The 15,013-nt window shown below is 64.6% G+C and carries 14 protein-coding genes; 1 reads left to right on the top strand and 13 read right to left on the bottom strand.

Translation table 11 applies throughout. From position 1 onward, the window contains the following. Nucleotides 1–7 precede the first annotated feature (7 nt). The gene (locus GGR23_RS05215) at nt 8–574 is read right to left on the bottom strand and encodes a flavin reductase family protein (protein WP_183365089.1); all 567 of its coding nucleotides are present in this window, start codon (nt 572–574) and stop codon (nt 8–10) included. Nucleotides 575–848: 274 nt separating this feature from the next. Here GGR23_RS05215 and GGR23_RS05210 point away from each other — a divergent pair, with 274 nt between their 5' ends. Beyond that, nucleotides 849–1,301 (top strand): RrF2 family transcriptional regulator, encoded by a 453-nt coding sequence (locus GGR23_RS05210; protein ID WP_183365087.1) that lies wholly within the window; start codon nt 849–851, stop codon nt 1,299–1,301. Between the two features lie 3 nt (nt 1,302–1,304). Here GGR23_RS05210 and GGR23_RS05205 read toward each other — a convergent pair whose 3' ends face one another. The 12 genes from GGR23_RS05205 to GGR23_RS05150 all read right to left on the bottom strand — a co-directional run bounded on the left by GGR23_RS05205 (nt 1,305) and on the right by GGR23_RS05150 (nt 14,946). Next, on the bottom strand, nt 1,305–2,345 hold the full coding sequence (locus GGR23_RS05205; protein WP_183365085.1) for an ABC transporter ATP-binding protein: 1,041 nt from the start codon (nt 2,343–2,345) through the stop codon (nt 1,305–1,307). Nucleotides 2,346–2,354: 9 nt separating this feature from the next. After that, nucleotides 2,355–3,164: a carbohydrate ABC transporter permease gene (locus GGR23_RS05200; protein ID WP_183365083.1), complete on the bottom strand. Its 810-nt coding sequence runs from the start codon at nt 3,162–3,164 to the stop codon at nt 2,355–2,357. A gap of 3 nt (nt 3,165–3,167) precedes the next feature. After that, entirely contained in the window at nt 3,168–4,109 is a 942-nt protein-coding gene (locus GGR23_RS05195) for a carbohydrate ABC transporter permease (RefSeq protein ID WP_183365081.1), read from the bottom strand. A gap of 61 nt (nt 4,110–4,170) precedes the next feature. After that, entirely contained in the window at nt 4,171–5,499 is a 1,329-nt protein-coding gene (locus GGR23_RS05190) for an ABC transporter substrate-binding protein (RefSeq protein ID WP_183365079.1), read from the bottom strand. A 185-nt stretch (nt 5,500–5,684) separates the two neighbouring features. Further along, nucleotides 5,685–6,470, bottom strand: coding sequence for an ABC transporter permease subunit (locus GGR23_RS05185; protein WP_183365754.1), 786 nt, complete (start codon nt 6,468–6,470; stop codon nt 5,685–5,687). A gap of 74 nt (nt 6,471–6,544) precedes the next feature. Beyond that, nucleotides 6,545–7,333: a taurine ABC transporter ATP-binding protein gene (locus GGR23_RS05180; RefSeq protein WP_183365077.1), complete on the bottom strand. Its 789-nt coding sequence runs from the start codon at nt 7,331–7,333 to the stop codon at nt 6,545–6,547. 74 nt (nt 7,334–7,407) lie between these two features. Beyond that, nucleotides 7,408–8,418 (bottom strand): taurine ABC transporter substrate-binding protein, encoded by a 1,011-nt coding sequence (gene tauA, locus GGR23_RS05175; RefSeq protein WP_183365075.1) that lies wholly within the window; start codon nt 8,416–8,418, stop codon nt 7,408–7,410. Between the two features lie 145 nt (nt 8,419–8,563). Next, nucleotides 8,564–9,985, bottom strand: coding sequence for an LLM class flavin-dependent oxidoreductase (locus GGR23_RS05170; protein ID WP_183365073.1), 1,422 nt, complete (start codon nt 9,983–9,985; stop codon nt 8,564–8,566). Between the two features lie 147 nt (nt 9,986–10,132). After that, the gene (locus tag GGR23_RS05165; protein ID WP_183365071.1) at nt 10,133–11,092 is read right to left on the bottom strand and encodes an acyl-CoA dehydrogenase family protein; all 960 of its coding nucleotides are present in this window, start codon (nt 11,090–11,092) and stop codon (nt 10,133–10,135) included. 116 nt (nt 11,093–11,208) lie between these two features. After that, a complete protein-coding gene (gene ssuD, locus GGR23_RS05160; protein ID WP_183365069.1) occupies nt 11,209–12,378 on the bottom strand; it encodes an FMNH2-dependent alkanesulfonate monooxygenase in 1,170 nt (389 codons plus the stop codon). Nucleotides 12,379–12,404: 26 nt separating this feature from the next. After that, complete coding sequence (locus GGR23_RS05155) at nt 12,405–13,667, bottom strand: SfnB family sulfur acquisition oxidoreductase (RefSeq protein ID WP_183365067.1); 1,263 nt, start codon at nt 13,665–13,667, stop codon at nt 12,405–12,407. A gap of 10 nt (nt 13,668–13,677) precedes the next feature. After that, nucleotides 13,678–14,946 carry an SfnB family sulfur acquisition oxidoreductase gene (locus GGR23_RS05150; RefSeq protein WP_183365065.1) on the bottom strand — a complete coding sequence of 423 codons (1,269 nt, stop codon included), beginning with the start codon at nt 14,944–14,946 and terminating at the stop codon, nt 13,678–13,680. Between the last annotated feature and the right edge of the window lie 67 nt (nt 14,947–15,013).

Below are 15,013 nucleotides of genomic sequence, written 5' to 3'. Positions count from 1 at the left end.
CCGGTGTCTATTCGGCGGCAGCCGGCCTTTCGAGCGCCCCATAGGCGCCATTGCCGTAAAGAAGGGCGCGGCCTTCGCGCACGTCCACCGACACCACGCGCCCCACGAAGATCGCATGGCTGAACTTGCGGATTTCATCCTCCAGCACGCAGTCGATGGACAGAAGGGCGTCCTCGAGGACAGGCGCGCCTGACGCCCGCACCGTCCAGGAACGGCCCTGATATCGCTCCGCGCCCTTTATGCCGCCAAACCCGGCGAAGCGGTTTGCCACATCCTCCTGGCCTTCCGCCAGCACGTTGACGCAGAAGTGGCCGAACCGGCGTATGGTCTGGTAACTGGAGGAATCCCGGTTGATCGCCACGATCATCGCTGCCGGATCGACCGAGAGGCCGTAGGCCGAGGTGACCGTCGCCCCGGTCCTCTCCGCACCCTCGCCTGACGTGACCACGGACACGCTGCCCACCAGATGGCGCAGGGCCGCCTTGAGGGCCGCCGGCTCCACGGAGGGAGGCGCGGGGACATCGAGGCCGACGGGGAAAATGCCGGCTCCGAATGCGGAAACGATGGGAAACATGGTGTCGAACCCTTTCTGCTCTCTCAACATGCGCGGCGATCGGTCTCTGGTGACCGCCCTTGCGATGGCAGATTATAATTTCTATATATTTTGTAGAGTTATGATTTTGCGTTCCGGGGGCAGCTCGGGAAAAAATCGTCCCCCTGCCGATGGCGTCGTGCGGGGAGCCCGGGGTCGCAGAAACGTCTGGACCACGTGCGATGACACAGGAAAAACATAGAATTCATATGCTTTGCCGATTAGGATCGGTGCGAAGCGCGGCTGAGGAGATGGCATGCTGACGAAAAAGGGAAAATACGGGCTGAAGGCCCTGGTTCATCTGGCGCAGCTGCCCGTCGGGGAGTCCAGCGTGGTGTCCGACATTGCGGCGCGCAACAACATTCCCAAGAAGTTCCTCGACGCGATCCTTCTGGAGCTTCGCAACAACGGCATCCTGAAATCGAAGAAGGGCGCCGGCGGTGGCTACAGCCTGGCCAAGCCGGCCTCCGAAATCCGGATCGGGGAAGCCATCCGCGCGCTGGACGGGCCTCTGGCGCCCATCCTCTGCGCCAGCCGGACGGCCTACCAGCCCTGTGACGATTGCGATGACCCCGAGGCCTGTCAGGTGCGCCTGTCGATGACCACGGTGCGCGACGCGATCTCCGACATTCTGGACAACATGTCGCTCGAACAGTTCACCCGGGCCGAAGCACTCCGCTCCACGCCGTCCATCTCGGTGCTCGGCTAGGCCTCAGGCAGCCTTTTCCGGCCGTTGTTCCGGGGCGTCATCGAGACGCTGGCCGGCAAGATCGAACCGGTGCAGGTGCTCCGTGCGCCACGAGACGCGGACGCTCTGGCCGGCCTGCCAGGGAGATCCGGCCGGCTGCTTGGCGACGATCTTCTCGTCGGCTTCCGTCAGCAGGTGGATCAGGCGCACGTCCCCCAGTTCCTCGACGAATTCCACCCGTGCCGCGAGGCCGCCCGGATGGGTGGCATCTTCCAGCAGCAAATGCTCGGGCCGGATGCCGACGGTCGCGGCCCCCGGCAGGCCCATACGCGCCGCCCCGAAAAGGTTGATCGCCGGCGTTCCGAGGAAGCGCGCGACAAACAGCGTTGCCGGCCGCTCGTAAAGATCGAGCGGCGTGCCCGCCTGTTCGATCCGCCCGTTGTTCATGAGCACGATACGGTCCGCCAGTGTCATGGCCTCCACCTGGTCATGGGTTACATAGAGGATCGTGGCCTTCAGCGCCTTGTGCAGGCGTGCGATCTCGACCCTGGTTTCCTGCCGAAGCGCCGCATCGAGATTGGACAGCGGCTCGTCGAACAGCAGCACCTTGGGTTGGCGGGCGAGTGCCCGGGCGATCGCCACGCGCTGGCGCTGGCCGCCCGAAAGGGCACGCGGATAGCGATCGAGAAGGCCCTCCAGCTTGACCGTTGCTGCCGCAGCCCGCACCCGCCGGTCGATTTCGGCGCGCGGCAGCCCTGCGATCCGCAGTGCAAAACCGATGTTTCCGGCCACGGTCATGTGCGGGTAGAGGGCGTATGACTGGAACACCATGGCGAGCTCGCGCTCGGCCGGCGCCAGATCCACCACCGAGCGGCCGGCAATGCGAATGTCGCCGGCGCTGAGCTCCTCAAGGCCGGCGATCATCTTCAGGAGCGTGGACTTGCCGCAACCCGAGGGACCTACGAGCACGACGAATTCGCCCTCGGCGATATCGAGGTCCACACCCTTCACCACCGGAACATCCCGGTAGGATTTGGCAAGACCGGAAAGAGAAATGGCACTCATGTCAGATCCTCACTTGATGCCGCCATGGGCGAGGCCCTGGACGAGGAAGCGTTGCAGGAAGAGCGCGACCAGATAGACGGGAACGATGCCGGTCAGCGATGCGGCGGCCATCTGGCCGAAATTGACCAGCCGGTCGCCCTGAAACAGGGAGATGCCGACCGGGAGGGTGCGGGTTTCGTTGCCGAAGGTGAAGACCGAGGCGAACAGGAACTCGTTGTAGGCAAGGATGGTCACGATCAGTCCCGTGGCGGCGAGGCCGGGCGCAATCAGCGGAAGAACGATCGAGACGAGGCGGCGCAGCGGTCCGGCTCCATCGAGCTCGGCAGCCTGCTCGAGCTCCACCGGAACCCGGCGCAGGAAGGGCGTGATCAGCCAGTAGGCAACGGGCACGTTGACCATGCCATAGACGAGGACCAGCCCGGCCACGGTGTTCAGCAGGCCCGCGCCCTTGAGGAGATAGAAAAGCGGTATGATGGCGACGATCGGCGGCGCCATAAAGCTGGACAGCGTCACATCGGAGAGCCGTTGCCAGCCGTACCGCAGCCGCAGCACCGCATAGGCTGCGGGAACGGTGATCAGCACCGTGAGCAAGCCCGACAGGAGGGCGACGGTGACCGAGTTCACGGTAAAGGTCGAAAGCGGCGCGGCCTCGAAGGCCTGAGCCCAGTTGGCGAGCGTCACCGTGCCGGGCAGGAAGGCACCCGACAGCACGTCGTCCTTCGTCTTGAAGGACAGCGACGCGAGATAGAGGATCGGCAGGGCAAAGAAGGCCAGGGCAATGGCGGCCAGGGGCAGACGGTGATCGAACCTGCGTCGCATCGCTCATGCCTCCCGCCGTTCGAGAGCGCGGTGAAGCCGCACCACCGGAAGTGTCACCAGGCCGATGAGCGCTGCGAAGATCAGCGTCTCGGCCGCTGCGCGCGCCACCTCGAACTGCTGCATGGAGAGGCGGAAGATCGAAAAGCCCGTGGTGGTGGTCGCAAAGCCCGGCCCGCCATAGGTGAGGATGTAGGTGAGATCGAAGAGCTTGAAGGCAAAGATCAGCTTGATCAGGAAGATGGCGGCCAGGGGAGCGGCAATCAGAGGCAGGGTAATGTACCAAAACCGCTCAAACGGCCCTGCTCCGTCAAGCCGTGCCGCATCGTCCACGCCCTCCGGCAGCGAGGAGAGGGCCGCAAAGCAGAGAATGGCGACGAAGGGTGTCCACTGCCAGAGATCGGCAAGGGCGATGGAGGCCCATGCCAGGGCCGCCGACCCCAGGAAGGACACGGGCTCATCGACCAGCCCGAGGCGCAGGAGCGTGCCGTTCAGCAGCCCGCCGGCGGGGGCGAGGATGAGCTTCCACGCGACGCCCACCATGACCGGTGGCGTCATGAGCGGCAGCAGGAACAGGCTGAGGAGAAACCGGCCCCCCTTCAGGAGCGTGAACAGCAAGAGCGCCAGGGCCAGCCCTGCCGCCACCTGTATCGCCGAGGACAGCAAGGCATAGGCGACCGTTCTGAGGAGAGAGGCGATGAACTCCCCGTCGCCAAGGGCGAGAGCATAGTTCTTCAGCCCGGCAAAGGCGCGGAACGGCTTGCCCAGCGAGCTTTTCGACAGCGACAGCGCCACAAGGAAGACGAACGGGTAGAGGGTCGTCACGATGAGCGCGCAGGCCACCGGCGCCAGCCAGAGCGGGCGCAGGAGAAACCGGCCCAGCCTGCGGAAGCCGTCGGCGTCAAATTCCGGGGTGGTCAGGGCATCTGCTGCATAACCGAGGGCCATGGTCGTCTCCTTGAGGATGAACCCCTCCCCGGCATCCCGGGGAGAGGAAAAGGCATGCCGCTCACGCATTGGCATCGATGATCTCGGACCAGGCGGCATGGGCGTCGCGAATGGCCTGCTCGGCGCTCTTCGTACCGGCCAGGGCCAGGGCCAGTTCGTCTGTCAGCGCGTTTTCGAGCTTGGGCGCATAGGCGGCGGTGGGCCAGGCGAGGCTGTTTTCCAGCGCCCCGCCATCGAGCAGTGGCTGCACCAGCGGCTGGAACGCCTTGTACTTTTCCGACGCAAGCCCGGAATAGCGGTCGGGATCGATGCCCGATCCGGTCAGCGCCAGCAGCTCCTCGTGATAGGCCTGGCTGGTGGCGAACTTGATCAGCTCCCAGCCGATGTCCTTGTTCTTCGAGCCGGCGGTGATGGCGAAGCCGAAGCCGGCGTTGAAGGCAAGGCGCGGCGTCCTGTTCTTGCCGCCGACGGGAATGCGGGTGACCCCCCACTTGTCGACGATCTGCGAGCCCTTGGGATCCTGCGCATAGCCACCGAGATCGGTCCAGAAGTCGATCTGCGCCGCCTTGCCGCCGAGAAAGGCGGGCAGGCCCTCTTCGAACCGGGTTTCGAGCGGCGTGGGCAAGGCGTAAGGGGCGGACTTCAGGAGGCTTTCCAGCGCCGCCACCGCTTCTTCGCTGTCGAGGGCGGAGCTGCCGTCGGCCTTGAGGAAGTTGCCACCGAAACCGGTAAGCCGGTTCGCATAGGTGGACAGGATGATGACCGGGATCTTCGCACCCAGCACCGCTGCGCCATAGATGCCGTTCTTCTTCTCCGCCTCGGTGATCACCCTGGCGTTTTCGGTATATTCGTCCCAGGTCGTGGCGGGCTTCAGGCCGTGCCGGTCGAACAGCTCCTTGTTGTAGAACAGCACATGGCTGTCGCCATCATAGGGCAGGCCGTAGCGGCGGCCGTCATGCAGCGTGTACTGGTCGTAGATGGACTTGATGAAGTCCTCCGGCTTGATCTCCGCCTTGTCGCGCTCGATGAGGTCGGTCACGTCATCGATCACGCCATCCTCGGCAAGCTGGCCCTTGTAGGTGTAGAAATAATCGATCACGTCGAACTCGTTGGCGCCGGACTGGAAGTCGAGCGTCGCCTTGACGCTGACCTGATCATAGGGAACGGCGGTCACCTTCACCTTTGCCCCGGTGAGCTTCTCGAAGTCCTCCGCAATCTTGTTGCCGGTCACCACATGCGGCTGGATGATGAGAAGGTTCACGGTTCGACCGGCGAACCTGTTCTCCGCCGCATGGGCGGCAAGAGCGCCATAACGGGCGGCGAGCGGCAAGGCCGCACCGGTGGCGAGGGTTTTCAGCAGGGAGCGGCGGTTGAAGAAGAACTGGCTCATAGGGGATCTCCGTTGGAAGCGACGATATATCTATTAAATCCATAGATATTGTATATTTAAAGAAAGGGTCTTTCTTCCGATCGTCGGGGAAGCGGAAACCTTTTTCGAAGATCGGCGCAAAAGGGGCATGAAAAAAGCCACCGTCCCGGGGGCGGTGGCTTTCGGTTTCGCGGCCCGGCAGATGCTCAGCCCCTCCCCCGCCAGGGCACCAGCAGCCGTTCGGCGAGGCGCACCGCATGGGCAAAGGAAAAGGCGCAGACGGAGATGATGGCGATCCCGACAAAGACCACGTCCGTCGCCAGGAACTGGGCCGCGGACATGATGAGGAAGCCGATGCCGCGCGTCGAGGCGATCAGCTCCGCAGCCACCAGCGTGCCCCAGCCGACCCCCAGCGCAATGCGGATACCGGTGAGGATCTCAGGCAAGGCACCGGGCAGCACGATATGGGCGAAGAGCTGCAGCCTGGTCGCCCCGAGCGTTCTTGCCGCCTGCGCCCGTTCCACCGGCAGCGAGCGCACGCCCGATTGCGCGGCCAGGCAGATCGGCGCGAACATCGCGAGGAACAGCAGCGTCACCTTCGAGGTTTCCCCGATCCCCAGCCAGATGATCATCAGCGGCAGGTAGGACAGCGGCGGCAGCGGCCAGTAGAATTCGATCGGCGTGTCGAGAATGCCCTTGGCAAAGCGGTTGAGGCCCATCAGAAGGCCAAGCGGAATGCCGGCAAGGATGGCAAGCGCCGCGGCAAGCCCGATGCGGAACAGGCTTGCGCCCACATGATCGATCAGGGGAGCGCCCGCATAGCCGTCCCGTGCGACCACCACGAACTGGTGCAGCACTTCGGCCGGACGGGGAAGAAACAGGCTGGACACCAGTCCGTATTCCGTGACGAACCACCAGGCGCCGACAAGCAGGCTTGCCGTCACCAGGCTGATCAGCGTCGTCGGCTGTCCCGAAATGCCGAAAGCGGGCATCCGGACCGTGCGGGGCCCCGTTGCCCCGGAAGAAGGAACCTCGCCCTCGAAGGCGGCAAGCTTGTCGATCACGGTCATGCGGCTTCCTCTTTCGGTTCGGGGTCCCGGTGCAGGATGTCGCGGATCTCTTCGCGCAGGGGGCCGAAGGAGTCCGAGAGGCGGATCTCCTTAAGGGACGCGCCTTCTGCCAGCCTCCGGACGAAATCCGCCCGGTAACGGGCCACGATACGGCCGGGCCGCGGCGACATCACGATGATGTGCGTGCCCAGCACAAGCGCTTCCTCGATGGAGTGGGTGATGAAGAAGATCCGCTTGCCCGTCCGATGCCACACATCGACCAGCAGTTGCTGCATCTGTTCGCGGGTCATGGAATCGAGCGCACCGAAGGGCTCGTCCATCAGCAGGATGTCCGGATCGGTGGCAAGCGCGCGGGCAATACCCACACGCTGGCGCATGCCCCCGGAGAGTTCATGGGGAAAGCTGCGCCCGAAGTCCCTGAGCCCGACCAGGTCGAGCAGGCCTTCCGCCTTTTCGCGTCTTGCCTTCCTTGCCAGCCCGGCAAAGCGCAGGCCGAGCGCGACGTTGTCCGCCACATCCAGCCAGGGCATCAGCGTGTCCTTCTGGAAAACCACGCCCCGATCCGCGCCGGGCCCCGCAATTGCGCGGCCATCGAGCGTAATCCTTCCCTCGGACAGCGGCAGGAAGCCGGCAATGGCATTCAGCAGCGTGGACTTTCCGCATCCCGACGTGCCGAGCGCCACCACGAAATCGCCGTCGGCAATGTCCAGATTGAGCCTGTCCAGCGCGTGGACGATGCGCCCGCGGCCCTCGAAGAAGACGGAGGCATTTTCGATCTTCAGCATAGCATCATTCCCTTCATGGAAAATCCCGCCGGGGGAGAAGCCCGGCGGGAGGATGGTCACAACGCTCGGGAGGATCAGTTGGTGACCTGAAGGGCGTCAGGGGTGACGAAGGCCGCATAGCTCGGCTGGACCTCGGAGACCTTGCCCTGGGCCTTGAGGAACTCGGCGGTGGCTTTCAGGATCTTTGCCGCACCGGAACCTTCGCCGCCGCCAAGCCACTCGCGGGAGGCCTGAACCTCTGGGGTCAGCAGGTTGAGGTTGCCGAGCGCATTGGCCTGCTGCTCCGGCGTCCCGCCGAGAAGGCCGGCCAGCGCCTTGGCATTCTCGCTGTCCGGGCCCCAGGCCGCCTTGTCGTTCCGGAAGGAAGCATAATACTTGTTGATGACGCCCGCGAACTTGGTCAGGAATTCCGGGTTATCCTTGGCAAAACCACCGGCGGCCACCCAGGCGGAGAAGGTCGGCGCGCCCTTTTCGGCGACCTCCTTCGAGGTGACCAGCACCTTGCCGTTCTTCTTCAGCTCGGTCAGTGCCGGATCCCAGACGAAGCCGCCATCGATATCGCCGCGATTATAGGCGGCAACGATTTCCGGCTGCGGAATGGCCAGCACCTGCACATCCTGCTCGGTGAGGCCCAGCGACTTGATCAGCGCCAGCAGCTGGTAGTGATCGGTGGAGACAGGCGCGGCGGCGAGCTTCTTGCCCTTGAGGTCTTCGAGCTTCTCGATGCCGGAGCCGTTGCGCACGACCAGCGCTTCGTCGATGCCGGAGATGGAGGCGAGATAGAAGGCCTTCACGTCGAGCCCGCGGGAGGTTGCGGCGGCAAAGGGGCTGGAGCCTACATAGCCCACCTGCACGTCACCCGAGGCGATGGCGGCGAAGATCTCCGCACCGGAATTGAACTTTCGGAAATCGATCTCGTAGCCGGTTTCCTTGGCAAAGTCGCCATTGGCGATGGCGACCGACGAGGGCAACGCGTCGGTCTGGTAGGCGACGACGACCTTCTTGTCCGCCGCTCCGGCGCTCACGGCGCCAAGCGCGACGGCAACGGTTGCAGCCAGTGCTGCGATTGCATTTTTGATATTCATGACAACACCTTGTGGTTTTTCGGGGTCCACCGCTCTTCTGCGATGGATCAAAGCTACAGGGCGGTGCGGCGCTTTATCAGGTATGTCTATCTATTTTATAGACATTATAGGAAAAGCTTTTGCCGCCCGCTGCGTTTCGCTGGATTCAGGGCACGGCCTTCAGGCCGGCAGAGGCCTTCCGGGCCTCCGCTTCCCGGGCCTTCCAGGCCTCGATGTCGCGATACCGGTCGGCCGGGTGGGTCGCTGGCAGGAGCCGCCCCTCCCCGAACAGCTTCTCGCGCAGCGTGCCCGGCCGGTAGGCGGTCGGATAGACGCCACGTTTCTGCAATTCGGGAACCAGCAGGTCGACGGCCTGCTCGAAGCTTTCCGGCGTGACGGCATAGGCGAGGTTGAAGCCGTCCACGTCGGTTTCCTCCTGCCAGTCCTGCAGGATATCGGCCACCGTCGAGGGCGACCCGACAAAGACCGGGCCAAGCCCGCCGATGCCGCCCCATTTTGCCAGCTCCTCGACAGTCCATTGCTTGTCCTTGCCGGCGAAATGTTCGACGACGGAGACAATGGCATTGGTTTCCACCTTCTTCAGCAGGTCGGTGGGCGCATACTGGCCGAAATCGATGCCGCTCCAGCCGGAAATGAAGGTGAGTGAGCCGTCATAGGACGTGTAGCTCGCATAGTCCTCGAAGCGCTTCTCCGCCTTGGCATCGGTCTCGTCGAGGATCAGCGTGGTGAGATTGTAGATCAGGATCTTCTTCGGGTCGCGCCCGGCCGCGGCGGCCAGCGTGCGGATCTCCTTCACATACTGCTTCAGCAGCGACTTGGTGGGTGCGGCCACGAAGACGCATTCCGCATGCAGCGCCGCGAAGGCCTTGCCCGGCCCGGAAGCGCCGGCCTGGTAGAGCACGGGCGTTCGCTGCGGGGAAGGTTCGGAAAGGTGATAGCCGGGCACCTCGAAATAGGTGCCCTTGTGGCCGATCTCGTGCACCTTGGCAGGATCGGTGAAGATACGCCGGTTGCGATCGCGGATGACCGCTCCCTCCTCCCAGCTTCCTTCCAGAAGCTTGTAGAGGACTTCCACATATTCGGCTGCCACCTCGTAGCGGTTGTCGTGGCGGCGAAGCCCGCCCTGCGAAATGTTCTTCGCGCCGCTTTCCAGATAGGAGGTCACGATGTTCCAGCCGATCCGGCCCTTCGTGTGGTGGTCCGCCGTCGCGAGCCGCCGGGCGAAGGTGTAGGGATGTTCGAAGGAGGTGGAGGCGGTTATGCCGATCCCCAGATGCTCGGTTGCGAGCGCGATCGGCGCGGCAAGCTGCAGCGGATCGTTGACCGGGATCTGCGCCGCCTCGCGGATCGCGTTTTCATTGCCGCCCTTGTAGACGTCGTAATAGCCGATGACATCGGCGATGAAGATGCCGTCGAAGATGCCGCGCTCCAGCGTGCGGGCGAGATCCTGCCAGTAGTCCAGGTCCTTGTAGGCATGGGACCGGTCGTTCGGATGCCGCCACAGGCCCGGGGACTGGTGGGCGACGCAGTTCATGTCGAAGGCATTGAAACGGATGTGACGGCTCATGGCGTCCGGCTCCTCTTACTGGTGACGATGCCGGATCAACCGGCTCCACAGGCAGAATAGAGGGGCGGGCCCCATAATACAGTTATTCTATCATTTTTATAGATTTATGGGCGGAATATTTTTCCGTCCGTGCGGTTGGCACAGGTGTCAGCACTGTCCCGGGGCAAGGGTTGCAAGGTGTTCGAAGCGCCCTTCGTGCCCGGTCAGATCGGCGGCGAAGAGCGCGGCGTCCCGGCAGAGGCTGTCAGCCTGGCCGAGGCTGTCGACGGACGGGGCGACCTGTGCATGATCCAGTGCGGCGGCAGCTTCCTGCACCAGGGCGAGCAGGGCCCGGCGTGCCAGCGAAAGCCGGAGGGCCGCCTGCGGCGAGGCGCCACCGCCCGCAAGATCCAGCTGCACGCTCGCCCGTGCCGCCTCGAGAAGGTGGTCCAGCGCAACGGCTGTCCGCAGGCGGGGGCGGGCGCGCGCCCAAAGCCCGTGCGCAACGGGCGCCGATCGGAACCGGGCGACCAGATGCTCGCGGCCTTCGCCATCCACCCGTGTTTCAAGGGTGGCGGCACGCACGGGCACCAGCGCCGATCCCTCCACCAGATGACCCGCCGCATCGTTGATGGCCGGAAGCCAGAGCCAGTCGGCAAAAAGGGCAGCCTGCGGAAGCAGGACCTCACCGCTCGCGGTGGACTGGAAATCCTCCTGCCGCACGTCGAGCGTTCCCCGCGCTGCATCGGCTTCGCCCATCAGCAGATCGCCGGCAAGGCTTTGCTCGGCAAGCTGCCCGTAGAAGCGCTCGTCCCCCTCCTCGCGGAACATGTCGATGAGAACGAAGTGCCGGTGCAGTGCCTCCGCGGCGCCGGGATCGACGGACTCGATCTGCCGCACCACCCGGGCCAGAAGGGCCGTCGAGCAATCAAGGCCGCCCGCTTCGGCGCAGAGGCTGATCGCGGTCAAGCCGCTCAGCTTCAGGGCTTCGCGACGCTGGGCAAGGCTGGGCTCCGCCCCCTGCCAGCCGTCAACGAGGGCGGCAAGCGCGGCTTCCGCCTCCCGGTCCGAGCCGAGGCGGACGGGCTGCGGACGGTCCCGGCGTGGCAGATGAGAGATGGTTCCCATGGCACAGTCTCCTTGTCCGACTTGTTGCAGAACGGCGGGCCTGCCGGAAGAAATGGTCTTCTACCGGCAGGCGGAAACGCGAACGCATCATCCGGGGAACGACGCGGGACCGCCGCTTACGAACCCGAGGCCAGCTTCACGTTGCCCCCATGGCCGCCGCCACCGAACACCTGGCGTTCGCCGAAGGAATGCCGAATCTGGTGGCGCGGGCTTTCGAGCCCCAGCTCGGGAAACAGAAGTTCCGATACGCGGTAGGCTTCCTCCAGATGCGGGTAGCCCGAGGCGACCACCGTATCGATGCCGAGCGCCTGATACTCCCGCAGGCGAGCGGCAACGGTCTTCGGTGATCCCACCAGTGCCGTGCCCGCACCGGAGCGCACCAGCCCGATGCCGGCCCACAGATTGGGCGAAACCTCGAGCCTGTCGCGCCGGCCATTGTGAAGCGCCACCATGCGCGCCTGGCCGACGGAATCGGACTGCTTGCGGAACACGTCCTGCGCAGCCTCGATCGCCTCGTCGGAGAGCTTCGAGATCAGCTCGTCCGCGGCCGCCCAGGCCGCCTCGTCCGTCTCGCGCACGATGAAATGCAGGCGAATGCCGAAGTTGACGCTGCGGCCCCGGGCAGCAGCGGCCTTGCGCACCGCAGCAACCTTTTCCGCGACCTGCGCCGGCGGCTCCCCCCAGGTCAGGTAGGTATCGACAAGGCCACCGGCAAAATCGATGGCCGCATCGGAGGAGCCGCCGAAATAGAGCGGCGGGCGCGGTGCCTGCACGGGCGGAAAGCCGAGCCGTGCATCGTGCGCCTTGATATACTTTCCGTCGAGATGACCATGCCCCTTCTCCAGCAGATCGTTGAAGACCTGGAAGAATTCCTGCGCATGATCGTAACGCTCGTCATGGGGCAGGAACACACCATCGCCTGCGAGTTCCTGCGCGCTGCCGCCCACGACGATATTGAGGAGCAGCCGTCCGTTGGACACCCGGTCGAGTGTGGCCGCCAGACGCGCATAATAGGCTGGCGAGGCCGTGCCGGGGCGGATCGCGACCAGGAACTTCAGTTTCTCCGTGTATGCCGCGAGATGGCCGGCCAGGACGAAGCTTTCCTCGCAGGCCACACCGACGGGAATGAGGACGCCGGAATAGCCGAGCCGGTCGGCCGCAACCGCGATTTCCTTGAGATAGGCGGGATCCGCCGGTCGGGACTGATCGTCCGAGCCCAGGTAACGCCCATCCCCGGAGGAGGGTATGAACCAGAGAAAATCGAGGGGCTTTGGTGCTGATGTCATCGATTTGATCCTTTTTCGCACGTCCCTCAAAGGGCGCCGTGACGGGGCGGCAGCGTTCCGTTGAGATAGAAATTGCCGATGTGGTGATACTTCCAGCGCACGGGATCGTGCAGGGAATGGGTGCGGGCGTTGCGCCAGTACCGATCGAGGCCATAGCCTTCCAGCGTGGAGCGGGCACCGCCAAGCTCGATCAGCTTGTTGGCCGCCAGCTGCGCGGCCTCCGTGCCATAGGCCTTCACTTCCGCAACCGCGATGGAAGCCGCGGCGACCGTGGCTTCGTCGGGAGCTGCTGTCGCCCTGTCCAGGAAGGCGCCGGCGCGTGCCAGAAGCGCCTCCGCCGCATGAACCCGGATTGCGACGTCGCCCAGGGCATGGATGGAATGAGGATCCTCATAGCCGTGCTCGATGTCGAGCTCGAAGAAGGGCCGCGCATGCGCCCGGACATAGGCGACCGTCTCTTCCAGAGCACCGCGGGCAATCCCGACCTGGACCGCCGCATGGATGATCTGTGCCAGCGGCCCCATCGGCGTCGGCCGTTCGAAGACACCGTCGTGATCCACTACCTGGAAGGGTTCGATCTCCACCTCGTCGAAGGTGACGGTGCCGCTTCCCGTCGAACGCTGGCCGAAGGACGACCAGTCGTCGACGAGGTCAAGTCCGGGCGTCTGCCGGTCGATGAAGACGATGTGGACACGGTCTGCGGCGTCCTTGGCGACGGCCACGACGACATGCGCAAAGAGCGAGCCGGTGGCATAGAACTTCTGCCCGTTGAGCAGCAGCCGCCCATCCCTCTCCGCGAAGCGGGTGCGAAAATCCACCGGTGTCCGGGTGCCAATTTCGGTGAAGGCGTTGCCCAGCCGGTCGCCCTTGAGGATCCGCTTGAAATAGTGCCGCTTCTGTTCCTCGCTCCCCGCCAGACGGAGGGCTTCCACCATGTAGAAATGGTTCTGCGGGATCTGCCCGATCGAGCTGTCCGCCGCCGATATGATCGCCGTCACCTCGGCCAGTGTCGCCGCCGAGACCCCCGCCCCGCCATATTCTTTCGGCACGGTGATGGCCCACAGTCCCGATTGCGAGAAGCGCTCGATTTCGTCGAGCGGCAGGCGACGTTCCCGGTCGCGTTCAACGGCACCCGCGGCAAAGTCGCGGGCAAGCTCCCTGGCAATGGCGATGGCCTCCGCATCGTCGCGGATGCGATGCGCCTCCTTCTGGCGTGGCGCGATGTGCGGCGCCGGCCGCCCCTTGACCAGGGCGGCCTGTCGGTGGAGCCTGCGGTCGTTTTCCGTCATGGCAGCCCCCTCAGTTCCACGCATGGCGCGGCGGATGCGTGCCGTTCAGGTACCAGTTGCCCACATGGAAGAATTTCCAGCGGACCGGATCATGCAAGGTGTGGACCCGGGCGTTGCGCCAGTGCCGGTCGAGACCATGTTCGGCGAGCGTCGAGCGGGTGCCGGCAAGCTCGAAGAGCTTGTTGGTGGCGAGGATGGCGATCTCCGTGGTGAGAACCTTGGATTCCGCCGTCCGGACGGTCGCATTGGAGACTTTCTCGAGGGTCGAGTCCGCCCGCGCCGCATCGATGGCCCGACCGGCGATATCGAGCAGTGCCTCCGCCGCATGCAGCCGGATCTTCAGATCGCCGATGGCGGCGATGGTGAACAGATCTTCGCCGGCCTTGTCCTTGCCGCTGTCGATCCAGGGGCGGCTGAGCGTCGAGACGAAGGCGATGGTGTCATCGATGGCACCGCGGGCAATGCCCGCATCGATGGCAGACTGGATGATCTGCGAGACCGGTCCACCCACCGTCGGATGGTCGAAGGACGTGACCTTGAGCGCCCGCACCTTCGGCACCCGCACATTCTCGATGCGCACCGAACCGGACGCGGTGGTGCGCTGCCCGAAGCTCGACCAGTTGTTGGTGACCGTCAGCCCGGGCTGATCCCGATCGGCAAAGACAAGCCAGCCTTGGCCAGCCTCGTCCACGCCGACGATGGGCACGATGTGGGAAAGAAGCGCACCGGTGGTGTAGAATTTCTCTCCGTTCACCACGGCCTCATCGCCATCGAAATGCACCTTCGTCTCGAAGGCGGCGACCGTCTTGCTCTTCAGCTCGGAGAAGGCATTGCCATAGCGCAGCCCGGCCAGCGCCTGGCCGAAAAACAACCTCTTCTGCTCTTCCGTCCCGTCGAGATCGACCGTCGCGACGATGGCGAGGTGGTTCTGGGTGATCTGCGCAATCGCCGGGTCGGCGGCAGCGATGATGGCGATGACACGGGCGAGGGTCGCATAGGATACTTCCGGGCCGCCATAGGCCTTCGGCACGTTGATGCTCCACAGGCCCGACTGGGAATAGGCATCCAGCTCGGCGATGGGAAGAAGCCCTTCCCGATCCCGAAGCGCTGCGCCTTCCCGGAAGCGGGCGGCCAGCCCTTCGGCAACCTCGATCGCTTCCTGATCGGAGGAGATGACATGTGCGGGTACCGACGGGCGCGGCCGCGGCGGAACCGGATCGGTCGAATTCACTCGGGGATGGACGGAATAATCAATCCTGGTTTCGTTCAGGCTTCCCATGGATATCCTCGCTAGCAACGGGTGACCGGCGTCACCGGGTTTCGATGCCAGCAGAATGGCAGAACGG

Source organism: Gellertiella hungarica (assembly GCF_014197145.1).
Taxonomy (GTDB): Bacteria; Pseudomonadota; Alphaproteobacteria; order Rhizobiales; family Rhizobiaceae; genus Gellertiella; species Gellertiella hungarica.
The sequence above is the reverse complement of the archived record's forward strand: the minus strand, read 5'-3'. Positions and strand labels throughout refer to the sequence as shown.